Origin of the sequence: Pseudoalteromonas rubra (genome assembly GCF_000967655.1) — a bacterium.
GTDB classification, from domain to species: Bacteria; Pseudomonadota; Gammaproteobacteria; order Enterobacterales; family Alteromonadaceae; genus Pseudoalteromonas; species Pseudoalteromonas rubra_A.
In genome coordinates this window covers 210,993-236,452 of the sequence record NZ_JXYA01000002.1, presented here as the reverse complement: position 1 = coordinate 236,452, position 25,460 = coordinate 210,993, and the positions used below count along the sequence as shown (strand labels likewise).

The 25,460-nt window shown below is 47.3% G+C and carries 22 protein-coding genes; 6 read left to right on the top strand and 16 right to left on the bottom strand.

What is annotated here, in order from left to right; translation table 11 throughout:
- Position 1 precedes the first annotated feature (1 nt).
- Complete coding sequence (locus TW77_RS01870) at positions 2 to 1,177, bottom strand: efflux RND transporter periplasmic adaptor subunit (protein WP_046003255.1); 1,176 nt, start codon at positions 1,175 to 1,177, stop codon at positions 2 to 4.
- 223 nt (positions 1,178 to 1,400) lie between these two features.
- Here TW77_RS01870 and TW77_RS01865 point away from each other — a divergent pair, with 223 nt between their 5' ends.
- On the top strand, positions 1,401 to 1,649 hold the full coding sequence (locus tag TW77_RS01865) for a YkgJ family cysteine cluster protein (protein ID WP_046003254.1): 249 nt from the start codon (positions 1,401 to 1,403) through the stop codon (positions 1,647 to 1,649).
- Here the strand turns inward: TW77_RS01865 and map are convergent.
- The 3 genes from map to rsmF form a co-directional block, all read right to left on the bottom strand.
- A complete protein-coding gene (gene map / locus TW77_RS01860) occupies positions 1,624 to 2,448 on the bottom strand; it encodes a type I methionyl aminopeptidase (protein WP_046003253.1) in 825 nt (274 codons plus the stop codon). The two genes, TW77_RS01865 and map, sit on opposite strands and share 26 nt — an antisense overlap.
- Positions 2,423 to 2,635 (bottom strand): ParD-like family protein, encoded by a 213-nt coding sequence (locus TW77_RS01855; protein WP_046003252.1) that lies wholly within the window; start codon positions 2,633 to 2,635, stop codon positions 2,423 to 2,425. Before TW77_RS01855 ends, map begins: the two co-directional genes overlap by 26 nt.
- Positions 2,636 to 3,055: 420 nt before the next feature.
- Positions 3,056 to 4,495: a 16S rRNA (cytosine(1407)-C(5))-methyltransferase RsmF gene (rsmF, locus tag TW77_RS01850; protein ID WP_046003341.1), complete on the bottom strand. Its 1,440-nt coding sequence runs from the start codon at positions 4,493 to 4,495 to the stop codon at positions 3,056 to 3,058.
- 231 nt (positions 4,496 to 4,726) lie between these two features.
- Here rsmF and TW77_RS01845 point away from each other — a divergent pair, with 231 nt between their 5' ends.
- A complete protein-coding gene (locus tag TW77_RS01845) occupies positions 4,727 to 5,740 on the top strand; it encodes an ArsJ-associated glyceraldehyde-3-phosphate dehydrogenase (RefSeq protein WP_046003251.1) in 1,014 nt (337 codons plus the stop codon).
- 3 nt (positions 5,741 to 5,743) lie between these two features.
- Positions 5,744 to 6,943 carry an organoarsenical effux MFS transporter ArsJ gene (arsJ, locus tag TW77_RS01840; RefSeq protein WP_046003250.1) on the top strand — a complete coding sequence of 400 codons (1,200 nt, stop codon included), beginning with the start codon at positions 5,744 to 5,746 and terminating at the stop codon, positions 6,941 to 6,943.
- 59 nt (positions 6,944 to 7,002) lie between these two features.
- Here the strand turns inward: arsJ and TW77_RS01835 are convergent, their stop codons facing one another.
- The 12 genes from TW77_RS01835 to ccoN form a co-directional block, all read right to left on the bottom strand.
- Entirely contained in the window at positions 7,003 to 8,982 is a 1,980-nt protein-coding gene (locus TW77_RS01835; protein ID WP_046003249.1) for a methyl-accepting chemotaxis protein, read from the bottom strand.
- A 229-nt stretch (positions 8,983 to 9,211) separates the two neighbouring features.
- Positions 9,212 to 10,129, bottom strand: coding sequence for a tRNA 2-thiocytidine(32) synthetase TtcA (gene ttcA, locus TW77_RS01830; protein ID WP_046003248.1), 918 nt, complete (start codon positions 10,127 to 10,129; stop codon positions 9,212 to 9,214).
- A gap of 148 nt (positions 10,130 to 10,277) precedes the next feature.
- Complete coding sequence (gene uspE / locus TW77_RS01825; protein WP_046003247.1) at positions 10,278 to 11,201, bottom strand: universal stress protein UspE; 924 nt, start codon at positions 11,199 to 11,201, stop codon at positions 10,278 to 10,280.
- A gap of 100 nt (positions 11,202 to 11,301) precedes the next feature.
- Positions 11,302 to 12,030: an FNR family transcription factor gene (locus tag TW77_RS01820; protein ID WP_046003246.1), complete on the bottom strand. Its 729-nt coding sequence runs from the start codon at positions 12,028 to 12,030 to the stop codon at positions 11,302 to 11,304.
- 226 nt (positions 12,031 to 12,256) lie between these two features.
- A complete protein-coding gene (locus TW77_RS01815) occupies positions 12,257 to 12,928 on the bottom strand; it encodes a sulfite exporter TauE/SafE family protein (protein WP_046003245.1) in 672 nt (223 codons plus the stop codon).
- The gene (gene ccoS, locus TW77_RS01810; protein ID WP_010385448.1) at positions 12,906 to 13,088 is read right to left on the bottom strand and encodes a cbb3-type cytochrome oxidase assembly protein CcoS; all 183 of its coding nucleotides are present in this window, start codon (positions 13,086 to 13,088) and stop codon (positions 12,906 to 12,908) included. Before ccoS ends, TW77_RS01815 begins: the two co-directional genes overlap by 23 nt.
- Positions 13,085 to 15,460 (bottom strand): heavy metal translocating P-type ATPase, encoded by a 2,376-nt coding sequence (locus tag TW77_RS01805; protein WP_046003244.1) that lies wholly within the window; start codon positions 15,458 to 15,460, stop codon positions 13,085 to 13,087. Before TW77_RS01805 ends, ccoS begins: the two co-directional genes overlap by 4 nt.
- A gap of 5 nt (positions 15,461 to 15,465) precedes the next feature.
- Positions 15,466 to 15,957: a FixH family protein gene (locus TW77_RS01800; protein WP_046003243.1), complete on the bottom strand. Its 492-nt coding sequence runs from the start codon at positions 15,955 to 15,957 to the stop codon at positions 15,466 to 15,468.
- 118 nt (positions 15,958 to 16,075) lie between these two features.
- Positions 16,076 to 17,041 carry a cytochrome-c oxidase, cbb3-type subunit III gene (gene ccoP, locus TW77_RS01795; RefSeq protein ID WP_046003242.1) on the bottom strand — a complete coding sequence of 322 codons (966 nt, stop codon included), beginning with the start codon at positions 17,039 to 17,041 and terminating at the stop codon, positions 16,076 to 16,078.
- A complete protein-coding gene (locus TW77_RS01790; RefSeq protein WP_010373992.1) occupies positions 17,038 to 17,223 on the bottom strand; it encodes a cbb3-type cytochrome oxidase subunit 3 in 186 nt (61 codons plus the stop codon). The genes ccoP and TW77_RS01790 overlap by 4 nt, the downstream gene beginning before the upstream one ends.
- 6 nt (positions 17,224 to 17,229) lie before the next feature.
- A complete protein-coding gene (ccoO, locus tag TW77_RS01785; protein WP_046003241.1) occupies positions 17,230 to 17,850 on the bottom strand; it encodes a cytochrome-c oxidase, cbb3-type subunit II in 621 nt (206 codons plus the stop codon).
- A gap of 12 nt (positions 17,851 to 17,862) precedes the next feature.
- A complete protein-coding gene (gene ccoN / locus TW77_RS01780) occupies positions 17,863 to 19,296 on the bottom strand; it encodes a cytochrome-c oxidase, cbb3-type subunit I (RefSeq protein WP_046003240.1) in 1,434 nt (477 codons plus the stop codon).
- Positions 19,297 to 19,393: 97 nt separating this feature from the next.
- On the opposite strand from ccoN, the gene TW77_RS25025 reads away from it, so the two are divergent.
- The 3 genes from TW77_RS25025 (at position 19,394) to TW77_RS01765 (ending at position 25,456) form a co-directional block, all read left to right on the top strand.
- Entirely contained in the window at positions 19,394 to 20,104 is a 711-nt protein-coding gene (locus TW77_RS25025) for a hypothetical protein (RefSeq protein WP_156158574.1), read from the top strand.
- A gap of 196 nt (positions 20,105 to 20,300) precedes the next feature.
- On the top strand, positions 20,301 to 24,299 hold the full coding sequence (locus tag TW77_RS01770) for a hypothetical protein (RefSeq protein WP_046003239.1): 3,999 nt from the start codon (positions 20,301 to 20,303) through the stop codon (positions 24,297 to 24,299).
- Positions 24,300 to 24,364: 65 nt separating this feature from the next.
- Complete coding sequence (locus TW77_RS01765; protein WP_046003238.1) at positions 24,365 to 25,456, top strand: hypothetical protein; 1,092 nt, start codon at positions 24,365 to 24,367, stop codon at positions 25,454 to 25,456.
- Positions 25,457 to 25,460: the final 4 nt, after the last annotated feature.

Genomic DNA, 25,460 nt, shown 5'->3' with positions numbered 1-25,460 from the left:
ATTACTCCTCCTTCAAAGCCAGTTGGGTGTCTGAAGCCAGTGCTGGCGCAGTATCCAGGCGTAACTGCATGCCTTGTGTTGGATATTCAAGGGCAGAAGTAATAAGCTGCTCTCCGTCAATTAACCCCTCCGTGGCCAGAGCATATCCGTCTACTTCGCGGATCACGGTGACAGGCTTAAAGGTGAGTTTTTGATTTTGGTCAAGCAGTGCAACCTGACCGTCGCGGATCAGGTGGCGGGGGATACGCATTGCATTACTCACGGATATCCCCTCGATTTTTGCCGTCAGATAGGTACCAAAGCGCAACGGCTGAGCGTGATCCGCATAGGGCGTGTCGACCTGAGCAACCAGGTAGGTCATCCGACTTTTGTTGTCGACAACCCCTTCGCTGCGCACAATCTTGCCTTGCCAGGTAACCGCTTGTCCCGCAACCTTGGCCGACAAAGAGACATTGGCTTGCAGGCCGTTGTTACGTAAATATCTTAGCTCGTGGTCCGCAACGGGCAGCCGGATCTCGGCAACCGAAGTCGCATTGAGTACACCCAAAGTACTGCCCGGGTTTACAACGCTGCCCAGACTCAATGAGCGGCTGGTAATGATGGCATCATAAGGCGCCTTAATATAGGTGCGCTCCAGGTTGCGTTTTGCCCGTTTGACGCTGGCCTGTGCGGCTTTAAAACGCGCCAGTTTCTCGGCCAGCTGAGGCTTGCGTAGATACAGCTCTGAAGGAATGGTTGACTGGGCATTGTCTTTGATGCGCTGCCATTCTGTTTTGGCTACATGCGCCTGTGCTTGTTCAATTTCCAGCGCTGAATGCGCCTGAGCCAGACTGGCTTCGGCTTCAATTAACGCCGCTTCATAATCATTGGGGTCAATGCGAGCCAGCGTTTCCCCCTGGCTGACAAATCCGCCTTTCACAAACTTGTCTGACAGCGCAATGAGCTGGCCGCTGACCTGAGCGACTAACTCAGTGCTGTACTTAGGGGTGACGAGCCCGTAAGAGTCCACCATAAGTTGCATCGGCGCCATATCTACTGGCTGTACTTCAACCAAGGGATGAATGACTTTTTCAGGTTTTTCTTCGGGCGGTTGCTTCATTGCCGAAAATGCAAAAGCGGTGGCCAGGCCACCGAGTAGCACCGCAACGGGTAATAGAATTTGTTTTTTACTAGCCACGAGTTATTCCTTCCATCAATAACGGTTGAATCGATTTCTCTAACCTGGTTAAGGATACGCGAACAGATGTGTCTAGGTGTTTTAATCGTTTCAAATAATGTAACAAGGCATTGCAATGATGTCTGAATACATACTTCATAGTGTTTTGGCATTAGTGTTTTCAGGCGTGTATTGGCGTATAATTGCCTGCTTTATTCACTAAAACCAAATTATGAAGGGTCAGATGGAGTGTCGATTAGGCTGCGGCGCATGCTGCATAGCGCCAAGTATCAGTTCGCCAATTCCGGGCATGCCGCAGGGCAAGCCTGCGGGTGAGCGCTGTATACAACTGGATGATGACAATCTGTGTAAGTTGTTTGGCGACCCTAGTCGGCCGAAAGTGTGTGGTGACTTTGTGCCCTGTGAAGATGTGTGTGGTTCAGACAATGAACAAGCCATGTGGCTGATCACTGAGCTTGAACATTGCACTTAGCCTGCAGTCCACAAGCGGTGAATCCAGCTGCTTTTTCTTCTTCTCGTAAAGTTAAGACTTCAAATCCGCTTGGTGTGACCAAAATCGTATGTTCTGCTTGAGCTGATAATGCGCGATCCCGGGTAACCACGGTCCAGCCATCGTTGAGTGTTTTAACTCTGTGACTGCCCCGATTGAGCATTGGCTCAATCGTAAAGGTCATGCCGGGTAAAAGTGTCAGCCCGATACCCGCACGACCAAAATGTAAAACCTCGGGCGGTTCGTGCATTTGGGTGCCAATGCCATGGCCACAATATTCCCGCACAACACTCAACCCCTTTAGCCGGGCATAGTCCCCAATTGCCTGGCCAATATCTCCCAGCGTCGCGCCAGGCTTGACTTGAGCTATGCCGCGCCATAATGCGGTATTAGTGTCATCAACCAGTGCGCGAGCAGTCTCGCAGGCCTTAGGCATTACGTACATTTTACTGGAATCGGCAATATAGCCCTGATGTTTCAGGGTGATGTCAATATTCAGAATGTCTTGGTCCGCAATGACACATCTGGCGCTGGGCATACCATGGCAGACCACTTCATTAACGGAGGTATTGATAGCATAGGGGTATCCATATTGCCCTTTACTGGCGGGCGTTGCACCCAGTACATCGACAATATAGTGCTCCACAAACTGGTCGAGCTGTAGGGTTGTGACGCCAGGCTTAACCTGCTCATCCAGCGCCTTAAACACCTGAGCCAGCAGCGCACCAGAGTCCCGCATGCATGCAATCGCGGCATTATTTTTTATCGTGACCTGAGTCAATGGTGTCACTCCTTGTGTGATTAAGTTGTTGTCTGATCAATTGCGCAAAGGTCATATCTGGATTCAGCTCGGCCAGGCGGCCCATTTTAATCCAAAATTCCGCTTGCGCATTGATTGAGCGCGACATGACCTGACTTGCCTGTCGAAGCTCCTCGTGTAATTCCTCTGAAATTTTAACTATGCCCATCAATATATGGTTTATATACAATTAATATATAAATCATATAGTGGTATGTTGTTATGATCAAGGTCTGGCTTGCGCAAAGCATTGTTTGTGATAACAGGCGTACACTGGTGCTCGCTTTGCAAAAAAGATCAGAAAAGTGAGGGTGCCCTGGCAAGCCGACAAAAGTGGATCAGATCATCTGATGTGGATAAAAAACGCCCGACTCTGAGTGAGTCGGGCTTAGGGAAAGGCTCAATTTTGGAGCCATGCGCTAACTTAAAAACACCTTCTAATTACAAGGGAGAAGTAGAAAGTCATTTAAGTGTAGCTAAGGCTTCATAAAATTTACAAACATTTGAAATATTAATTATCCTATTAAAAACAATAGATTGCCTTCATATAAATGAATCGTCTTAAAACTATCAAAACCTTTTGTTCAGGTTATACCCAAGTTATTAACTGGCCATTTAGCACTAAATCGCGGGGCAGCTTGTTCTTGATTTTGCCCTTCTGCCACTTGCCAAGCCCAACTGGTGCGTCACATAGCGTAAGTATTACCTCACCTTGTGCAGGACCAGTAGCATCGAGCCGAATGTCCTGTCCCTGAAAGTACGCTTTTGCCTGAGTGGGATCCAATGCAAAAACATTGTTTGTGGCCAGATGGCCCAGGCAGGTTGCAAATTCATGCTCAAGTTTGACACCATTTTTGTGCGTTGTAGCGACTTTGATGCCAATGCGAGAGTATTTAATTTTTTCCGCCAGCGCGTCCATATTTTGCGGAAAAAGCCATAACTCTTTATCTCTGCTCATCAGTTGTCCGGGCAGCGATGCTATCCCAAACTGTTGACGGATACTGGTCTCAAACGTTTGTAATTCTTTCCTGGAGCACGGAGAAAAGGGGAATTGTCCTTTCTTGGTTTTTTGCTGTGGGTTTTCAACACTGCCGGTTTTTTTGAACTTGGCGATGAAAAAGCCTTCGCTGTCGTAGATTTGTGGCCAGACATGCAGGTAGCCTTGCTCCGTTGCGGCTCTATCTGCCTCTGGGAACAGATCATGGAGTGAAATGACCTCGACATCTCCCGGGAAGGCGTTGAGCAGATGATCGCAGATCTGTTGATTCTCCAGTGGGGTCAGGGTACAAGTCGAGTACACCAGAGTACCGCCGGGTTTAAGGGCCATAAAAGCACTGTGTATCAGCGTTTTTTGTACTTCTGCAATGTCCTGATTGGATGCCAGCGACCAGTTTTTGAGCGCGTCTGGGTCTTTACGGACCGTCCCTTCGCCAGAGCAGGGGGCATCCAGTAAGATATGGTCAAAGCTTTCATACATATAGTCGCCGAACACCTGACCATCAAAATGAGACAGGGCACAATTGGCAACGCCCATGCGTTTGAGGTTAGCGGCCAGTGTTTTTAATCGGGAGGAGGATAACTCGTTGGCAACCAGAACTCCCTGATTCTCCATTAAAGCGGCCAGCTGCGACGTTTTTGAGCCTGGCGCTGCGGCCATGTCCAGCACCCGATCTCCCGGAGTCAGCGAAGTAGCCAGCGCCATGGGAGGCAGCATGGAGCTGGCTTCCTGCACATAGATACAACCGCTAAGGTGCTGCGCCGTGTTTCCAATAGGCAGGCTGGCTTCTTCGTCAGCCGGGCGGGTTAGCCAGTAGCCTTGCGCGCACCAGGGGATAGGTTCAATTTGCCAGTTCAGTTTTGCGGCCTCGTGTTCAAATGCCTGTTGCGACATCTTCAGAGTATTGACGCGGACTGCGCGTCTCAGGCCGCTGCGACAGCTGGCGATAAAGTCGTCTATCGTCAGGTGCGCCGGAATGTAGCTGGCGACATCAGCAATAAATTCATCGGGAATATAGGTTTTGTTGTTCAAAGTCATTATCTCTTGCACTTTATCTGACTAGTTTACCACTAATTGACATCACACGGGGATAGACTCACCCCAACAGGCTATATTCCATGTAGCAACCGAAGACTGGCCTATTTATCTTGAATATATGAAAAAACATATATAACATATTTCGTATGTTTTATTCTGTGGTGCCAGCAATACTCTGAGCGCTGTCCGAGCAGATCCAGTGTAATTAACAAAAAGGCTATTTATATGACTATCAAAGTAGGTATTAATGGGTTCGGGCGTATGGGCAGATTAACCATGCGCGCACTTTGGCAAACGGCAGATATCGAAATCGTACACATCAATGATCCGGGTGGTGATGCCCATACACTGGCGCACCTGATGAACTTTGACTCAGTGCACGGCAAGTGGGAATGGGAAGCTGAAGCCAGTGATGAAAACACTATGGTGATTGCGGACAAACGTATTGCTGTGACACAGCAAACACGCACAGAAGCAATAGACTGGTCTGGCTGCGATTTAATCGTGGAAGCCAGTGGCAAGCTGAAAAGTAAAGAAAAGCTGGCAGGTTACTTTGAGCAAGGTGTCAAACAGGTTGTGGTCACTGCACCTGTGAAAGAAGAAGGCGTGCTGAATGTGGTTATGGGCGTAAACCAGCAGCTGTTCGAGACACAGGCACACTCAATTGTGACAGCGGCATCGTGTACGACGAACTGTCTGGCGCCGGTTGTTAAAGTATTGCAGGACAACATTGGCATCAAGCATGGGTCGATGACCACCATTCATGATATCACCAACACGCAGACCATCATTGATGCGCCCCATAAGGATCTGCGCAGAGCGCGCTCCTGTGGCACCAGTTTAATCCCGACGACGACCGGCTCAGCAACCGCCATTACACATATTTTCCCGGAACTCAAAGGCAAGCTCAATGGCCATGCCGTGCGCGTGCCACTGACCAATGCGTCGATCACAGATTGTGTGTTTGAGGTCAATCGCGAAACCACAGTGGAAGAAATCAACAGCTGGATGGAGCAGGCGGCTCAGGGAGAGCTTGCCGGTATTCTGGGCTATGAAACCCGTCCTCTGGTGTCTGTTGACTATAAAACCGACCCTCGCAGCGCCATTGTGGATGCGTTATCGACTATGGTGGTGAATGGTACTCAGGTTAAGTTGTACGTCTGGTATGACAACGAGTGGGGCTACGCGAATCGTACCGCTGACCTGGTGCGCTATGTGATTGCACAGCGCTGGGGGTAAGGCGTGTTGCAGCAGTTATCCGCGCCCATTAAGCAGTATCTGGTTATCACAGGCAACTATTGGTCGTTTACACTGACTGATGGCGCACTGAGAATGCTGGTGGTGCTGTATTTCCATCAGCTGGGTTACAGTCCCATTGCCATCGCGTCGTTGTTTTTACTTTATGAAGTATTTGGTGTGGTAACTAACTTGGTTGGCGGCTGGTTGGGTGCCAGAATGGGCTTGAACAAGACCATGAATGTGGGGTTGTTTTTGCAAATTGTCGCACTGCTTATGTTAGCCGTGGATCCACAATGGCTCAGTGTTGCTTATGTCATGGTCGCTCAGGCCTTATCCGGCATCGCCAAAGACCTCAATAAAATGAGTGCCAAAAGCGCCATTAAGTTGTTGGTGCCAAAAGAGCAAGATGGCGTACTTTTTAAGTGGGTTGCGATACTGACAGGCTCTAAAAACGCACTCAAAGGAGTCGGGTTCTTCCTTGGTGGATTATTGCTGACACAGCTGGGTTTTCAGGGCGCATTGTGGTTTATGAGTTTGATGCTGCTGGTAACCTGGGTACTCAGTTTAATATTACTCAAGCAGGATCTGGGCAAGAAAAAACACAAGCCCAAGTTCTCAGAGATGTTTTCGACCAGCAAACAGGTTAACTGGCTGTCGGCTGCAAGGCTATTTTTGTTTGCTTCCCGGGATGTCTGGTTTGTGGTGGCGTTGCCTGTCTACCTGGCCAGTGTGTTTGGCTGGGATCACTGGTGGGTTGGCGGATTTATGGCCAGCTGGGTGATTGCTTATGGGCTGGTGCAGGCCAACGCGCCCAAGCTTTTAGGCAAGCAGTGCTCGAGTAGTCAGCAAGCCTTAATATGGGTTGCCGTGCTGACTCTGTTACCTGCGCTAATTGCCCTGGCATTGTGGTCGCAGTGGTATGTACAAGTGTCGATTGTGGCGGGTTTACTGATATTTGGCGCCGTGTTCGCCGTGAACTCTTCTCTGCACAGTTTTTTGATCGTGCATTTTGCTGATGAAGACGGGGTGTCGATGGATGTTGGTTTCTATTACATGGCCAATGCGATGGGTCGCCTTGCGGGAACCATATTATCGGGCCTGGCCTATCAGTATGGCGGACTAGTTAGCTGCTTGCTGATATCCAGTGTTTTACTCATGCTTGCGACTGCACTTACGTATGGGCTGCAACGCCACACCAGGTAGGCTTGTAAAAGTAAGACAAACCAGAAGGTTTGTCTTACCTTATGAGCGTATTGAGCTGCTTATGGCAACTTAAAGCTCGCGGTGATTTGCTTGAGCTTTCTTGACTGTTTATCCAAATCCAGGCTGGCACTGGCCACCTGATCTGCGCCTGCGGCGTTATCCAGTGCAGCTTGTTTAATAGCGTCAATATTGTAACTGATCTCTTCCGTGGTTGAGGTCTGCTGTTGTGCTTCCTGAGCGATACGTTTTGCACTTGCCGAAATTTCCTGAATTTGTTCGACGCTGGTTTGCAGGCTGGCAGCACTATCATTGGTTGCTGAGATGGATGCCTGAGCAACTTCGGCAGACTGATGCATTTTATCAACCGCTTGTGCGGTGGCACTTTGTAGCTCCTGGATCATGGTCTCTATGTCACCGGTAGACTGCTGAGTTTTGTAGGCAAGCTGGCGTACTTCGTCTGCAACGACGGCAAAACCGCGGCCATGCTCGCCAGCTCTGGCTGCCTCTATGGCGGCATTAAGCGCCAGCAGGTTGGTCTGCTCGGTGATAGCCTGGATCACCTCAATCACTTTACCTATGTTCTGAGCCCCTGATTCTACGTCTTTGATCGCTCGTTCAGAGTCGCTGATCACCTGATCGAGAGTCGTCATTTTAGAAACACATTCCGCCAATGTCTGGCTCGCGGCCTGAGTGCTTTCTTGTGTGTCGACACTGAGCGCTGCAACCTGATTGGCGCTATTCGCAACACTTTCGACAGACTGAGCAGTGGCGGCAATGGCCAGGGCGACTTGCTCAATGTTGGCATGTTGCTCCTGCAAGCTGGTGTTGGCCTGCTCACTGGCTGCACTGGTCTGGCTGGCCGTAACGGCAAGCTGAGAAGTCGTTTCACTGATTGTCCCAATCACGCCGGTGAGATAGCTGGTCATTTGCCTCATAGCGCCATATACGCCGGTCACATTGGTGTCCTGGCTAAAATCCTGGCGCAAATCACCTGAAGCAATACGCTCACTGATATCGCGCATCGTGCTGGGCTCTCCACCGAGTGGGCGCAGGACCGAGCTTGCGATCAACCAGGTTGCCACACTGATTGCGATAATTGCAATAGCACCTATCAGGGCAATAAACCAATACAATTGATAAATTGGCGCAAATGCCTCTGCTTTGTCAATCTCACTCAGTAGCACCCAGTTTAGGCCAGCAAATTGAAATGGCATATAGGCCGACAAAACGGGGTTACCATTGTAATCAATGATCAGTTCTGTCTCAGAAAAGCCCTGCAGGCCACGCCTGACTGCATAGGTATCTACACCATTACGCGCGACTGAGCCGGCAAAACTGGCTGTTACACTGTGCGCTGTAGGGTCCAGGTAGGAGTCGGAACGCATTCTTAAATCTGAGCCCACCAGATAGGATTCGCCCGTTTCGCCCATACCATCACGTTGTTGCATAATGTCGTTAATCGTATCTATGGCGATTTGTAACGCAATAATGGAGTGAGTTTGCCCGTCAACCTGAACAGGCACGCCGATAAATGCAGCGGGCTCGTTATTACTCGGAGCGTATTGTTGATAATCTGTGATAGAAAACTGGCGACCATTGAATGTGTTGCGAAATAGCTGAGCAAGTCCTGAATCGCGATAAGGCCCGGTTCTCAGGTTGGTCTGATAGTCACTCTCTTTAGCGACGGTATAGCTAATAAAACCGTTAGTCTCGATGATAAACAGGTCATAAAACCCTTTTTGCTCGATAAAATGCTTGAACAGAGCGTGATTATCTTGGGCAAGCTCAGCTGTGCCTGAGCGAGTCTTGGCGCTGGCTATTTGCTGCCATTGTGCAGCGATCAGGCTCAGATCTGCCTTACGAGCCTTGAAATAATCGTCGATTTGACGGTGTTTGATGTGTTTGATGGAGGTCAGCTGGTTATAAGCCTGACGCTCTAAAGCATCTGATGCGGTAATTAAGGATGTGATTGCCATAAACGCAGCGGGCAGCAAGCCAACGAGCATGAATGAAATCAGCAAACGGAGTTTGGTGGACATGGGTTACCTGACTTAAGGTTGTTTTGCTAAATGCAATTAAAAATGATTATTATCACGCATTGTAAACAAAAATCCCTTTAGTGGGAACTATTGCACCCTAAAAGTTAAAAAAAAGAAACAAAGTTCTTATTTTTCGCTTGCGACAGATTTGCTGACAGTACGTAATGTGATTGCGTATGGTTGGATCTGCGGTGGCAGAAACCGGGCGCAGGCGCACCCGGCAGATAATTTAACTGAGTTCTATTGCCTGGATCTGAACTGTTTGCTCGTCTTCATCCTGCTCAGCGTTTGCAGGAACGCTTGGAAACTCTGGCTTATCGAGCGCAATATCGCCCCCATCAATAACATCGTCTTTTTGCAAAGCACGGAAATCAAATAAAGCATGATCTGCCAGGTGCGAGGGCACGACGTTTTGCATGGCAGTAAAAATGCTCTCAACTCTGCCCGGGTGAGTGGTATTCCACTCATTGAGCATGGCTTTAACATGCTTACGCTGCAAATTTTCTTGTGAGCCACACAAGTTACAGGGAATGATTGGGAATGCCTGACTTTGCGCATAATGTGCAATGTCGGCTTCTTTACAGTAAGCCAGCGGGCGGATCACCATATGCTGACCATCATCGCTCATCAGCTTAGGTGGCATACCTTTTAATTTGCCGCCGTAAAACATGTTCAAAAACATGGTTTCAATCATGTCGTCTCGGTGGTGACCCAGCGCAATTTTGGTTGCGCCCATTTCTTTGGCCGTACGGTACAAAATACCGCGACGCAAACGAGAGCAAAGAGAGCAGGTGGTTTTACCTTCCGGGATCTTATCTTTGACGATTGAATAGGTATCTTCTTCGACGATTTTGTATTCTATGCCAAGGGTATCAAGATACTCAGGCAGAATATGCTCTGGAAAACCCGGTTGCTTCTGATCCAGGTTGATGGCGAACACGTCGAACTTAATGGGAGCAACGCGCTGTAAGTGTTGCAGCACGTCCAGCAAAGTATAACTGTCTTTACCGCCAGACAGGCAAACCATTACGCGGTCGCCTTCTTCGATCATATTAAAATCGCCTACAGCCTGACCGGCCAGCCTTCTTAAGCGTTTTTGCAACTTGTTCAGGCTATATGCTTGCTTTGCTTCTTGTGAGTGAGACACTCGCCCCCCTATATAAAAATGACGGCAAAAATAAATAAGGGCGCATTATACCGCCAGACCAGTAAACTGCAATATTAGCGGTGTGATTATGAACAGGCAAAAAGAGGAAAGGATCGGCACCTGTTCGGTGCCGATAATGGTATTGGACTTATTCTGCTAGCGGGCTTTTGTAACCGTCAGGTTTAAGGGCCAGTACGTCGCAATCCAGGCTGTCGATAACATGCTCTGCCGTGTTCCCAACCAGTGCTGCACTGAGACCTGTCCGTCCGACGGTACCAATTACAACCAGCTCGGCATTTTTTTGTTTCGCAATATGCGGGATCACATCCTCTGGTAAGCCTTCCTTAATCACACACTGGCTGTCGCTCAGGCCAAATCGCTGCGCCAGTGCCCAGGTTTCGTCTTCGTGATGCTTCTTCACCGCTTCATTGTATTGAGACGGGTTAAACTCTGGGATCTCAATGGCGATATTGACGGGGGTTGCCGGATAAGTGTTAACCAGGCTCAAAGAGGCGTTGGCAAGCTCACATAAAAACTGCGCGTCTTTGATAATACGATTGTTCAGCGCCTGATGCTGTTCGTCATCACTGACCGCATTGACTGCCGCGAGTATTTCGCCTTTTTCCGGCCAGGCATGATCTTTGACCAATAAGACCGGGGCAGGGCACTTTCTGATCAGGTGCCAGTCTGTCGGTGTAAAAATCACAGACTTAAGGGTGTCATGTTGATGAGTTGCCTTAATGACGAGATCAAATTCGTGTTCGAGTACCGTTTTGATGATGGCTTCATAAGGCCGGTTATGCCACACCACTTTGGTTTCGATTTCAATGTCTTGATAGCCACTGGTGAGTTCTGAAATCCAGGCTTCACGGTCCTTAATCACCGCTTCTCTCATCGCCTCACGTTCTTCTCGCGACAACATAGTCGTCATCTCGTAAGAAAAATCATAAATGGATAAAAAGGCTGTGATCTTCGCGCCTGTTTTTTGCGCCAGACTGATAGAACGATCCAGACTGTTCTGTTGTTGTTTGGTCGGATCTATGATGGTGAGAATGCGTTTGATTTGTTCCATAACGGGCTCCTTAATCTTGCACGGACGATTTCAACTCTGTTTACAGTGTAATCGAAATCGCCGTGGTATAAAGCAAAAGTGAGCCGTTAATTGCCTTAGATCAAAGAGAAATTGCGGCGGCCTTGGCCAGCTCATCAATATCCAAAATGGTGATGAATTTGCCTTCTACTTTAATGATCTCTGCTTTTTGAAAGCGACTCAACAGGCGGCTAATGGTTTCAACGGTTAGCCCCAGATAATTGCCAATTTCGCCTCGGGTCATGGTAAAGCGGAACTCTTTACGCGAGAAGCCCCGCTCGCCAAAGCGGTTCGACAGGTTGTAGATAAAAGTGGCCAGGCGCTCTTCAGCTGTTTTCTTGTTAAGCAACAATAACATTTCCTGATCGTAGTTAATCTCGCTGCTCATCAGGCGCATGATCTGCTGTCTGAGCTTCGGTAGCTTACCAGCCAGCTCGTCTAAGGTGTCAAATGGGATTTCACAGACCATAGAGGTTTCTAATGCCTGAGCAAAACTTTGGTGCTGCATTTTGTTAATAGCATCAAAGCCGACTAAGTCACCGGCCAGATGAAAGCCAGTGATCTGTTCATCACCTTGTTCTGAGATAGTGTAGGATTTAAAGGACCCAGAGCGCACCGCAAAGATTGCGTTGAGCTCGCTACCGGACTCGAACAAAAAGTCCCCCTTGTGCAGAGGTTTTTTACGCTCGATGATTTCATCCAGCTTATCCATTTCACTGCCGTTTAAAGAGAAGGGCAGGCATAATTGGCTGATACTGCAGTTGTTGCAGCTGATAGTACATTGACTTTTTGAACGATTATTTAAATCCATAACAAATCCGTTATCTATGACGCACGTTAATGACATTCTATTAGATGCGGCCATATTTTAATACTTGAACTTTGCGATACCTGATATTCGGGTATACCATCTACTAGCTGTGTTTTAGATACTGCAAACAGAGTACTAAGCCACATTTTGATCAACTCAGGTCAAAAAACTCCCATTCTTTAACCGAAGCAAATGACTCTCATCTAATAGTATTACTGCGTCTAGATTAATGTACTAGTTTGTCCGTTGCAATGATTAGTAGATAAAAGCCATACCAAATAAAAATATTGCCAAGCGCAATGCGTGTTGCCTTGTGATTTAAGAATGTATTGAGCAACTGGGCGGTTTGGCCTACCGCTAGCATGGCCGGAAAAGTGCCCAGTGCAAACGCGGCCATTGTGAGTGCACCGCTCAGGCTGCTGCTCGCCTGCAGGCTCCAGGTCAGTGCTGAATAGACCAGCCCGCATGGCAGCCAGCCCCACAAGGCTCCGTATGCCAGCGCTTTGACCTTGCTGTCGATGGGGAGCAAGTATTTGTTAAGCTGCACCAGACGTTGCCAGAGCAGCCATTTTCCTGCTTTTTCCAGCCAGTTGAGCGTCGCGGCAAGCCGCATGACATAGATACCAACCAGCAGCATAAATACGCCACTCAGCACATTTAATATGTTAGCAAACAAGGTGCTTTGCTTGGCAAATGCCGCGCCGAGTCCGGCAACCAATGCGCCAGCCACCATGTAACTGCCTAATCTGCCGAGGTTATATAGCAGCGCAGTAACAAAAGGCGACTGCTTGGTTTGGGCAAGTTGCAGGCTGGATGCGATACCACCACACATCACCAGACAATGGCCGCTGCCAATCAGGCCCATGACAAAGGCGCTAAACAGACTTATCTCGGTCATTACTTTTGTTGTGTTGCTCTTTATCGTCTTCGAACAGAATGCTGTGGCCCTGCTTATTCAGATCAGAAAACTGCTCGCTTTTGACAGCCCAAAAAAACACCCCGATCGCGATGATGACAAACAAGATTGCAATCGGAATAAGGATATAAATAATACTCATAGCTTCAGTAACCTCAAAGAGTTAGTGATCACCAGAATTGAGCTCGCAGACATGCCAATGACGGCCACCCAGGGCGGCACCAATCCCATCGCGGCGAGCGGTAATATAGAGCCATTGTAACAGAGTGACAAAGTGAGGTTCTGTTTTATCACCGTTTTGGTTTTCTTCGCGACCTGATGCAGGGTTTGCAGTGATTTAAGGTCACTGTTAAGCAACACGACATCGGCGGTGTTTTTGGAAATATCTGCACCGGTTTCCATTGCAATGGATAAATGGGCACTGTTAAACACCGGGCTGTCGTTCACGCCATCACCCACCATGCCAACAACGTGCTGCTGTGCTGACCAGGATTCGACCTGCTTTTGCTTATCCTGTGGGGAGCAGGCATTTTTGTAAGTATCCAGTCCTAGCTCTAATGCTAAGTCTTTGACCGCATTGGAGCTGTCGCCACTGAGTAAGTGGCAGCTCAGACCCTGTCCCTGGGCATAATTGATGATCTCAGGGGCACTGTTTCTGACCTTGTCTGCCAGATAGAAATCTGCAATGGGCTGATCATCGACAAACAGGGTCGCCTGAGCAAAGGAACTATGATTACCAAACCAGGCGGACTTACCAATGGCAACACTTTGCTCGCCAAAACGGGCTTTAACACCACTGCCGGTGATGACTTCAACGTCACTCAGCTGCCTGGGAGATACCACCAGTTCAGTAAAAGCCTTGGCGATTGGGTGCTCTGAGTAGCGCTCCAGCGCAACAGCCAGTGCCATCACATCGGATTCCTGCCAGTTTTTATTAAGGACACTGACCGACTCAATAGAGAAGCGCCCCTCGGTCAGAGTACCGGTTTTGTCAAAGGCCATTCTGGTCAGCTTAGGCACCGTTTCCAGCACATGGCTTTCTTTTATCAGTATTCCTTTTCGGGTCAGTGTGGCCACGGCGCATGTTAGCGCAGTCGGGATGGCCAGGCTCAGTGCACACGGGCAAGTTGCAACTAATACCGAGATGGTGACCCAAAATGCGTGGGGGGGATCTATCTGATACCAGGCAACTGCGGTGATAGAGGCAAATATCAACAGGCAAGCGACAAACCACTGGGCGACTTTGTCGGTGACTTCAACGATTTTAGGACGTTTGGTCAGGGCATTGTGTTGCAGCTTAATGATTTGATTAAGCAGGGTGTTTTGACCCACTTTGTTGATTTCAATGGTGATCACCCCATCGTGGTTGATGGTACCAGCATAGACTTGATGGGTTTGATACTTCTTAACAGGCAGGTGCTCGCCCGTCATCATAGATTCGTCAACTGTGGTAGAGCCTGAGATCAATACGCCATCGGCCGGAATGGTTTCGCCGGGCTTGATCATGATTTGGTCGCTCAGTTGCAGGCTCTTTGCTGCGACGATTTTTTGCTCGCCGTCGGGCAATAACTGACGCGCGGTCAGTGGCAGCAGTTTTTGCAGGTTGGCTGTAAATTCACTGGCTTTTAGTCGGGCCCGGAACTCCAGGTACTTACCGAGCAAGAGCAAGAAGGTGAACATACAAATCGATTCAAAGTAGACTTCGCCCACCGACATCACAGTGGCGTAACAGCTTGCCGCATAGGCACCAAATATGGCCAGCGACACGGGCAAGTCCATATTGAGCTGCTTAGCTCTGAGACCTTTGATGGCATTGGTCAAAAACGGCATGGCCGAGTACAGGATCACCGGAGAGGCCAAAAATAAACTGATCCAGCGGAAGTATTGTTCGAAATTGTCTTCCATGCCGGAAAACATGCCAAAATACATGGCAAATGCAAACATCATGACCTGCATGGTCATCAGGCCAGCCACGCCAAGTCGGCGTAAATAAGCTTTGGCTACCGTTTGTTTTTGCGCGGCTTCATCATCGGCCTGAAAAGGGTAGGCCTTATAGCCAATCTGATGCAGTGACTTGATAATATCACTGAGCTTACAATGCTGTGGGTGCCACAGGATCATGGCTCTGTGAGTTGACGTGTTAACATCAACCCGGGCAACGCCTTTAAGCCCGAGCAGTTGCTTCTCAATTAACCAGGCGCAGGCTGCGCAGCTTATGCCTTCAACACTGAGCAAAACTTCCTGTAATTCGCCTTGCTGGCTGACAAAATCCTGTTGAATGTCGGCATTGTCATAGCTCAACAGCTCTTTTAACTGCTCGGGTACCAGCTCTTCGACTTTGCCCGCACTGTCGGTACGAAATTTATAATAGTCGCTCATGCCCTGAGCGAGAATGGTCTCGGCGACCGCCTGACAGCCAGTGCAGCACACCGGCTGCGGCTGGCCTTCGAATTGTACATGAGCAGAAAACCCCGGCGGTACGGGCTCCAGACAATGAAAACAACTGCTTGTCATAGTGTCTACTTATATTCTGGAGAAATGGCGACTTTCTGTGTAGTGGGTAACTGAAGCTTCTCTTTAAGCTTCCAGCTTTGGTCCATAGGTTCAAGAAACACGGTAAACGCACCATAATGTGGCTCATCCAGAATCGCGGTAAATTCACCGGATGCATTGGCCAGCAGGGTGACTTCAAAATCGTATTTTTTCACGGTACGGTGATAAAACGACGCTTTGAGCGCGTTGACTTTGCTGTGGTCACCCTTGGTGAAGGTGAAGCTCACTCTGTCATCACTGACATCTATATCACCATGTAAGTACAAAGCTTTGGCTTTATCGAACTTGCTGAGTTCAAGGTTTATGGCTTTGCCTTTTTTGTAGTAGTCGTCGACCACCATGTCCGGACCATTACCGACAGCAAAGATCACTAAAAATACGCAGGCAATGATGGTAACCAGCGGAAAAAACATTAAAAACCAAGGCCAAAAATTCTTATACCAGGGAGTAGGGTTCATAACGACTCAACAGCTTAATTTCAGTGGCAATATTCTATCTTATTTGGGGGTAAATACCTAAAAAAAAGCCTCCGATTGGAGGCTTTTTTGATCTTAAATAAACTTATAATCTATTCGATTATTTCTCCTGAGAGAGGCTGTACACGTAAGCCGTTAGCAGGTGTACTTTGTCTTCGCCCAGAATGTCTTTCCACGCTGGCATCACACCGGCACGGCCGTGACGCAGTGTTTCTTCAACAGCGCGTTGAGAACCACCGTATAACCAAATGTTGTCAGTCAAGTCAGGTGCACCAAATGGCAGGTTATGGGCAACAGAGCCTTTACCGTCCATACCGTGACAGGCCGCACACATTGCGAACTTAGCTTGACCTGCAGCTGCATCTTTTTGATTCACTTTACGGCCTGATAGGCTCAGTACGTAAGCGGTCATTTCTTTGATACCCTGGTCGCCCAGTGCATCTTGCCAACCTGGCATCGCAGCAACACGACCTTGCAGTAGTGTTTCTTTGATCTTGTCAGGCGTACCGCCATACAACCAGTCATTGTCTGTCAGGTTAGGGAAGCCCATTGCACCACGTGCATCCGAGCCGTGACACTGAGCACAGTTTTGTGCAAACAGGCGCTGACCAATTTCAAGTGCTTTTTGGTCTTTTACCAGAGTTTCAATGTCTTGCTCAGCAAATGCTTTGAAGATAGGACCGAAACGCTCGTCAGCGGCTTCAAACTCTTTATCAAGTTGAACCCAGTGACCGTTTGCTTTGGCTTCTTCAATTGCCTTTTTCGACTCTTCAAGAGACGTTACGCCCTGGTTAGAGCTCGTCCAGTTCAAAAAGCCTGCAAAGTTACCCAGACCTGGGTAAGCAGCAAGATAGTAAACAGACCAGATAAATGTTGCGAAGAACATGTAAGTCCACCACTTAGGTAGTGGGTTATTAAGTTCTTCGATTCCGTCAAACTCGTGACCACAACTTTCGCCTTCTTCAACACCTGTGTAGTTTTTCAGGTTCCAAAGCAGCAGGCCAAAGATCAGAGCCAGACACGCCAAGGTCAATACGATGACCCAAATACTCCAAAAGCTAGTCATTTTTCAGACTCCTTTTCCTCGTTTGAGATTGTGTTGTTGTGTTTCTTTTCATCTTCAAAGATGGCATTGGCAGCGTCATCAAAACGACGTTTGCTACGTTTGCTGTATGCCCACACAACAATCACTATGAACAGTACTAAAATTACCAGAGTCAAAATGCCTCTGTATGTGCCGTAATCCATAACAAATTACTTCAAATGTGTGCCAAGTTGCTGAAGGTAGGCAATCAGGGCTTCCATTTCGGTTTTGCCCTTTACTGCGGCTTCAGCACCTTGAATGTCCTCATCGGTGTAAGGCACACCGAAGTTACGGAACACTTCAAGTTTCTTAGCGGTTAATTGACCGTCCAATACATTCTCATTGAGCCAAGGGTAGCCAGGCATATTTGACTCAGGTACCACAGAGCGTGGATCCATTAAGTGGGCAAAGTGCCAGTCATCAGAATAACGTTGACCAACACGCGCCAGGTCTGGACCTGTACGCTTAGAGCCCCACTGGAACGGGTGATCCCAAACAGATTCACCAGCTACAGAGTAGTGACCATAACGCTCAACTTCGTCACGGAATGGGCGGACCATCTGTGAGTGACAGTTGTAACAACCTTCACGTACATAGATATCACGACCTTCCATTTCCAGTGCTGTGAGCGGGCGCAGGCCATCAACAGGCTGGGTAGTGTCTTTTTGGAACATCAGCGGTGTGATCTCAACGAGCGCACCGAAGCTGATGGCAAAAACCGTCAGGATAGCCATCAGGCCAACGTTCTTCTCGACGATTTCATGTTTATTTGTAGAGTTATTATTGCTCATACTCGACACCCCTTAAGCCATTTGCGTGTTAGCATCAGTGGTCAAAGAGCCACTCTTAGCTGCCACTGTACGGTAGACGTTGTAAGCCATTACCAGCATACCAACCACGATGAATACACCGCCCAGGAATCGCATGATATAGAAAGGCTTAGACGCTTCAAGCGACTGTACGAAGCTGTACATCAAAGTACCGTCAGAGTTAACTGCACGCCACATCAGACCTTGCATTACACCTGAGATCCACATTGCTACGATGTACAGAACAACACCAACAGTGTGTAACCAGAAGTGAGTGTTAACCAGTTTAACGCTGTACATGTTAGCGTGACCAAATAGTGCAGGGATCAGGTGGTAGATAGCACCGATAGAGATCATTGCAACCCAACCCAGAGCGCCTGAGTGTACGTGGCCAACAGTCCAGTCAGTGTAGTGTGACAATGCGTTTACAGATTTGATTGCCATCATTGGACCTTCGAAGGTAGACATACCATAGAAAGACAGAGAAACAACCAGGAAACGCAGTACAGGGTCGGTGCGTAGTTTGTGCCAAGCGCCAGACAGCGTCATGATACCGTTGATCATACCACCCCAAGAAGGCACGAACAGGATCACTGACATCACCATACCCAGAGACTGAGTCCAGTCAGGTAGTGCAGTGTAGTGAAGGTGGTGAGGACCTGCCCAAATATACAGAGAAACCAGCGCCCAGAAGTGAACAACCGATAAACGGTAAGAGTAAACAGGGCGACCTGCTTGCTTAGGTACGAAGTAGTACATCATACCCAGGAAACCAGCAGTCAGAAGGAAGCCTACCGCGTTGTGACCGTACCACCACTGAACCATAGCATCTACTGCACCCGCATAAATAGAGTATGACTTAGTCAGAGATACAGGTACCGCCATGCTGTTAACAATGTGCAGCACTGCAACGGTAATGATGAAGCCTGCATAGAACCAGTTAGCAACATAGATATGAGACACTTTACGCTTGATCAGTGTGCCGAAGAACACGACTGCATAGGTGACCCAAACAACAGCAATTGCGATATCGATTGGCCACTCAAGTTCAGCATATTCTTTAGAAGATGTGATACCTAATGGCAAAGTGATGGCTGCTGAAAGAATGATTGCCTGCCAGCCCCAGAAAGTGAAAGCGGCTAGCTTGTCAGAGAATAAACGCGTCTGACACGTGCGCTGTACAACATAGTAAGATGTTGCAAATAGTGCACTTGTACCAAATGCGAAGATTACTGCGTTCGTGTGTAACGGACGAAGTCGAGAGTAAGTTAACCATGGAATGTCGAAGTTTAACGCAGGCCACGCAAGTTGCGCCGCGATAAATACACCTACACCCATGCCAACGATGCCCCAAATCACTGTCATTATAGCGAATTGGCGTACAACCTTATAATTGTACTCAGTTTGTGATGCTACTGTTTGGCTCATTTTCTGGATTCCGCTGCAATTAATGCGATTAGAAATGATTAACCTGTAATACAGGCCCTGTTTTTTTATTTCAACAAACCCGCTCGAGTCACATCCCGTGGAACAAAACTCTCACCAGCTTGAGAAACCCTTATTTTTGCAAGGAAATAATAATTTTTTTGCAAACGAAAAGATACTACAAACACCTAAAATAATGACATCAATCAAACTTTGTACGAGTCATTTGTTTAATGAGTACGCGAATTGCGCAATATCAAAACAAATTGCAAAACTTAACGCCAAAGGCTGGTTGAAAAGAGCAATTCCACATACACTGAACGTCTTTTCAAGATGTCACACACTAAGCATTATGCAGAAAATTTGCACACTACCTGGTGTTTTTTTAGTCACTTTCCTGACGGCCTGTTCAGACCCGAGTACTATTATACATGAAAGTTCAGAAAAAAGTGAAAGTTCGCAAACTTCCTTAAATTGTGTTGCAGCTTCGCCTTGTGTCGATGGCGAAATGTTACTTTGGAGTGCAACCGAGAAATTGCGGCCAGAATCGCCATTTGAGCTTTATTTCAACACTCAGGCTCCTGGTGTGAAGTTAAAAGCTGCCTGGTTAGAAGGCGTAACAATGTACATGGGGAAAATTCCCGTTTTCTTTGAGCAAAAAGACAGTTCACTTTGGTCTGCACAAGTGATGGTTGGGGCATGTAGTGAACCCGTAATGGAATGGCGAATGACAGTAGAAACCGTTAACCGGATTAATGGGAACGAATATGTCAAAAATGTCACATTTACCCTTTATACTACTCAGGAATGAAATCTATGTTGTAAATCATCGTTTTTGTGTTTTATATTTGTTTACAAAGGGGCGCTGTTTGCAATGACTTTGTTACTAGTATTGGGTATATTGTAAGTTCAAAGTACCCAAATTAGCTTAGAGTCTTGTTTGACAAAAACATTCGCATAGGCAGATAAATAAAGAAAAACACGCAAGCTATTTAAGGAGACCTCTAGTGGCAAAGCGCATAAATAAATTTACTCCAGTGGCATCCACCATTGCTTTAAGTCTTGGACTCTCGGGCTGTAGCCTTTTCGAAGATGATGACAATAACGTTCCTGTGACTACTCCCCAGGAAGTTGAAAGTACAGTGACGGCAAACTTTTCTGTATCTGTATCAGGTAAGGCGGTTAAGGGCACACTGAGTGGAGCGCAAGTGAGTGTGAAAACGCTTGATGCTCAGGGTAATATAGTTGACCTTGCATATCGTACTCAGGCAGGCGAAGAGTCGGCTACGGAAAAATCACTCAATACCGAAGACGCGAAAAAGAAAGCTGAAGAAAAACTAGTTGCTTCCAACCCGGCAGACTTCAAAACTGACCCCCGAGGTTTCTTCCAGCTGTTCGTTGACGAAAATTTCAGTGGGCCACTTTATATTACGGTCAAGACAACCAAAGATGGTGACGCATTAGTCAAATGTGATGCGTTCGTTGGTTGTGGTGAAGGGGTTGCCATAGATAATGGTGATGGCATCGTAAAAGACAATGGCAAAATCGACTTTGGCGAATGGTATAAAGACGACATCGAGTTATCCGTCGTTAAAGTCATTTCACCAAATACAGCGGCACGCCCTGCGTCAGCTAGAAATCAACCAAGTTTTGCTGATGGGGACAATAACCAATATACGGCCAATGCAACTATTTTCACCTCTACAGCAGTTAAAATGTTGTTGGATGCAGCAGCAGAACAGGGAATAGATTCAGCAAAAGTAGGCGAGGCCAGTACCAAGGTACTTAAGGCTCTGATAGGCAATACCAAGCTCGTTGCTTCACTGACAGGAGATTTATCTCTTGGCGGCGCAGTTGATTTTACAGATGTAGGTCAGGGAGAGTCTATTGACGAAGGTGTGCTTGCACTTATTCAGGTCGCTGCATCCCTTCAGACGATAGCGGGTAAAGAAGGTAAGAGTACCAACGACGTGCTTACTGACCTGGCAAATGACGTTGGTGGTGGCGATCTGACTCAAAGTGATACCTTTAAAAAAGTCAGAGATGAAACATCCAAAGCTGCCAAAATCTTAGTTGCAATGGTGAGTAACGATGCGGCTGCGCTTGAACAAGCTTTGGTTGATGCTGGTGTTTCTGCGGAAGATGCCGCTTCAGTTGCTGATAAAGTTAACGAAGCGAAGAAAAAGGCCGTGGACAATGGCGCTACGACAGATGAAGACCTAAATAAGGATGTCGAGCAAGTTAAAGAACAGCTTGAAGATTTAGGAAACGAAGATGTTGTAGTACCTGATGAAAATGACGAAAACGATGTTGCAAACGCCGCATTGTTGATAGAGATTAATGCGAGCTCTTCACAGCTTGATACAACGGATACGGACCTATCTCAGCTTAACGCTACTTTGACAGACGTCAAAGCGTTGGCTGAAACGCTGGACACAAAAGCGCAGGCAATCGCATACTTTGCCGCTGCCAGTGAGCTAAATGCAAGCTTCGAAGCGCAAAAAGACGCAATCGCGACTATTCTCAGCACCGAGACCACTAATATTGATGCACATATCGCAGCGGCTCAAGCGCTTGTTGAAATAGATGCTAAATATCAGCCCACTTTGGACTTGGCTGTCACTCTTAAAGAAAAGCTGACAAGTCTTGTTGAGTTCAACACCAGTTTAGCGACACAAATTGCGGAACAGTTTAGTAATGCCACTAAGGTAGTGGATGAATTTGACGTCAAGCTTGATGCATCAGCACAAGCGGCTGCGTCTGCACTTGAGTCCGCGACGACAGCAAAGGCGAGTTACACTGAGCAGGAAACACCTCTGCAAGCCCAGGTCGCTGCTGTTAAGAGCGCGGTTGAGCAAATTGTTGACTTAGACACTGCAATTGCTGCGTTGAACTTAGTGACGTCAGCTAAAACAGCGTTGAGTGGTTTGACTGATTTATCACAAGATTTTTCAACTAAAGCAACGGTTGCTGTGTCCACTGCAACGGACTACAAAGCCGAAGCAGATGCTCAGGGCGAACAGGTAGAGCAAGCAACTGAAGCACTACAGAACGCGCAACAAATTAAAGCTGATGCTGATACTGCTGCGTCAAGCGTAACTTCTTATACCAGTGAGATAAATACGGCTGAGGAAACGGCTCTTGAGCGCAAGCGTGCTTTTGAGCAACAACTTGAAGACGACAAAGAGCTTAATGAAGCGCTTATCGGCCAGATTAGTGAGCAGCTTCAGATCTTAAGCGTCCCTCAGGGTGAGATCACAGGCTATGAAAGCGAGTTGGTCCAGGTAAAAGAAAAAGGCGCCAATGCCAATACGTTGGATGGTGCGACAGAGTATTACACTGCCGCTTTAACCCTTCAGACCACTGTGTCAGTTGAAAAACAAAATAGCTGGAACACGACACTGTCAGGTGTCTCTACTAAAGCTCAGGAAATTGTTAGTTCTGCAACCGCGTTGGCGAACAGAAACAGTGACTATACATCCACAAAAGACAATGCTGATGCATTGTTAGCTTCAACGGCACAAACGCAAAGTAAAGTGTCTACTTTGGTGTCTGACATTGACGCTGAGGTTATCAATGCGGCATCTAAACTCACTCTGGAGCAACAAATCGCTGCAGCACTGAAGCTCACTCAAGATGTCATTCTTGAAACGCAAGATGCAGCAGCAGAAGTGACGACTAAACAAGCTGAGTTTGAAGCCGCTTTCATTGCTGCTCAGTCTGCATTCAATGCTATTGAAAACCTGGGAACCGCTCAGCAGGCGCTTGATGCTGCAAATGCTGCTATTGCAGCCGGCGACGCGTACAAGCAAGCTGTAGCCAATTATGTTGCATTATCTAATGCTGCTGTCACCGCTGCGCAGAGTTATAAGAATTTGGTTGATAGTCGCGAAGCAGGGCAGTCGGTAATTATTCAGACTAATAGCGAGGATCCAACAGAGCTGTTGGCATTAGCGAATGACTTACAAGTCAAAGCGGTTGCAGCAAATACTGCGTTTGAACAGGACGCTCGCCCAACAGAGGCCGCTGAGCTTAAAACGCTTTCAGAAGAGAAACGAGATGACTATGTAGCTGACAATGATTACACCGAACTTGGTAAACAAGGCACAGATAAACTCGTTAATATCAGCTTTGTTACTAAAGAGGGAGCTGATGCTGTCTTTAATGCCGGTGAGGTTATTTACGATGTCGTGAGGGATATCTGGGACTCAGGGCTTGACTCTGGTAACCACTCTGGCACAGCGCCAAACTTCCCTGACTGGACTTACAGTTATGACACGGATGAATATAAGCTTAGCTTGACAAACACCCAGGGTGATGAGCAAATAGATGGTATCGGACAAGTAAACTCTGGTGCTCAAAGCAAGATACTGTTCACCTGGTCTGGTTTATTGACAGCCGATTCAGGTCAGAAAATTGAGATCCAAAGTGCTGATTTGGCAGAGTGTGAGCGTTGGTCAATCGACGCTGTCGTTACGCCAAATGCTTCCTGTACCATACTTTATGTGGATGGCAGTATCCAAAAAGTAGAAGACGCCCGTGATTTCGATATAACGCGCGCTAAGACCTTCAATGTGGTTGAGTTTGTTGATGGTCAATACGGATTTGATGGTGTCTTCTCATCTGAGGCAACGGCTGTCGATGCTCAGGGTAATCCTATTGCACTATTCACCAATGGTGCCATTGAGCTTGCCGATGTGACTTTGTCGGGCAGAAGTGAAGATATTGACTTTACAGCTCATTTCGACTTGCGTAATGAAAGCGACAGCAATGATTTAGGGTTAGCTAATGTCATTTTGGATAACTTTAATGGTTATGTATTTAAGGTGAGCTTAATCGACGAGTCAGGCCCGTTACTGGGTGATGTGTCAATCAATAATGACACAAACCAGCCCATTAAAGTGGGTGATGTAGAAGAGGTTAACAATGGCTTCCGCATCGACTATATAAACGGAGAATCAATTGAATACACAGATATTGATTTCTTAGGCCAGTCCAATAACTAAAGCCGGTCTAAATTAAAGAGGGGAAAGGTCAACCTTTCCCCTTTTTTTTGTTAAAAGTGAAGTTTATGAAATTAAAAAAAATCTCTCCATTACTCCTAATTTGCGCTTTTCCTCAGGCTAAAGGAGCTGATGCAACTAACGATATTGAGTTGATCCATCAGTTTCACAGTGAGATATATACCGAGGCACAACCGGTTAAAGCGTTTGTTGAGGATTTTGACAAACCTCTGACAGAAGGAGACAGTGCCTTTACCTACAATGTGTTTGAACTGGGTGTGAAGTACAAAGGCATTGGTCTTGGCGCACAAAGTCGTTTTGACTATTTGCTGGCCTTTGATCCGGATACTGCACTGTATACACATACAGAGAAAAATGACTTGCCATTTGAGAAGCGTAATTACCGTTACTACCTGTGGGGCAGACAGGCAACGACCAATGGTGTGTTTTTAAGCTATGATTTTGAACTACTGGATAAAGCCCTGGTTATCACGCCAAAATTTACTTACTTCAAAAGTACACACTTTCAGGATGCGCGGGTAGATGGCACAATTTTTGGTGACGAGGTCGAAGGGAAATTAGACGCAGAATATTACTTTTCCAAGGACATTCTGTTTAAATCATTCACACCAACGGACAACCCAGAGGGCGATGGTTACAGTTTTGATTTGGCCTTTAGCTGGCAAATAACACCCGACCTTAAGGTGTGGGCAGCTGGTAAAGACCTGATGTATGAGACAAAGTACGAAGGCGCAGGGTTTGTTAACGGATTCACCACCGATATTCCATTTACTGAGCGAGAAGATGGGATAGACACGACACCTTCCGTCAGATTGCGCACCTCTGCGTATGACCAAGAAATAGAATACACCTTTGAGCGGGATGCCAGATACTATCTGGGTGTGAATTATCGCATCAACAGCCGTTTCTCCACCACTGTAAAAGCACGCAAGTATATTGATGATGCGTTCGTTCAGGCTAACGTTTCCTATCATTTCGGTGAAAGCTGGGAACTATTTGGTGGGTATGAAACACATAGCGAGGCCTTTGAGTTAGGTGTTAAAACTCGCTATGCAGGTATCTCTGTGAAAATGGATAATCCTGATATTGAAGATGCACATTATGTAAATTTGAATTGGTTTCTTAACCTGGCATTTTAGGGGA

Coding starts and splice junctions, on each gene's coding strand:
- TW77_RS01865 (WP_046003254.1), top strand. CDS start 1,401: ATGGAGTGTCGATTAGGCTGCGGCGCATGCTGCATAGCGCCAAGTATC.
- TW77_RS01855 (WP_046003252.1), bottom strand. CDS start 2,635: ATGGGCATAGTTAAAATTTCAGAGGAATTACACGAGGAGCTTCGACAG.
- TW77_RS01845 (WP_046003251.1), top strand. CDS start 4,727: ATGACTATCAAAGTAGGTATTAATGGGTTCGGGCGTATGGGCAGATTA.
- TW77_RS01835 (WP_046003249.1), bottom strand. CDS start 8,982: ATGTCCACCAAACTCCGTTTGCTGATTTCATTCATGCTCGTTGGCTTG.
- uspE (WP_046003247.1), bottom strand. CDS start 11,201: ATGGAACAAATCAAACGCATTCTCACCATCATAGATCCGACCAAACAA.
- TW77_RS01820 (WP_046003246.1), bottom strand. CDS start 12,030: ATGGATTTAAATAATCGTTCAAAAAGTCAATGTACTATCAGCTGCAAC.
- TW77_RS01815 (WP_046003245.1), bottom strand. CDS start 12,928: ATGACCGAGATAAGTCTGTTTAGCGCCTTTGTCATGGGCCTGATTGGC.
- ccoS (WP_010385448.1), bottom strand. CDS start 13,088: ATGAGTATTATTTATATCCTTATTCCGATTGCAATCTTGTTTGTCATC.
- TW77_RS01805 (WP_046003244.1), bottom strand. CDS start 15,460: ATGACAAGCAGTTGTTTTCATTGTCTGGAGCCCGTACCGCCGGGGTTT.
- TW77_RS01800 (WP_046003243.1), bottom strand. CDS start 15,957: ATGAACCCTACTCCCTGGTATAAGAATTTTTGGCCTTGGTTTTTAATG.
- ccoP (WP_046003242.1), bottom strand. CDS start 17,041: ATGACTAGCTTTTGGAGTATTTGGGTCATCGTATTGACCTTGGCGTGT.
- TW77_RS01790 (WP_010373992.1), bottom strand. CDS start 17,223: ATGGATTACGGCACATACAGAGGCATTTTGACTCTGGTAATTTTAGTA.
- ccoO (WP_046003241.1), bottom strand. CDS start 17,850: ATGAGCAATAATAACTCTACAAATAAACATGAAATCGTCGAGAAGAAC.
- ccoN (WP_046003240.1), bottom strand. CDS start 19,296: ATGAGCCAAACAGTAGCATCACAAACTGAGTACAATTATAAGGTTGTA.
- TW77_RS01765 (WP_046003238.1), top strand. CDS start 24,365: ATGAAATTAAAAAAAATCTCTCCATTACTCCTAATTTGCGCTTTTCCT.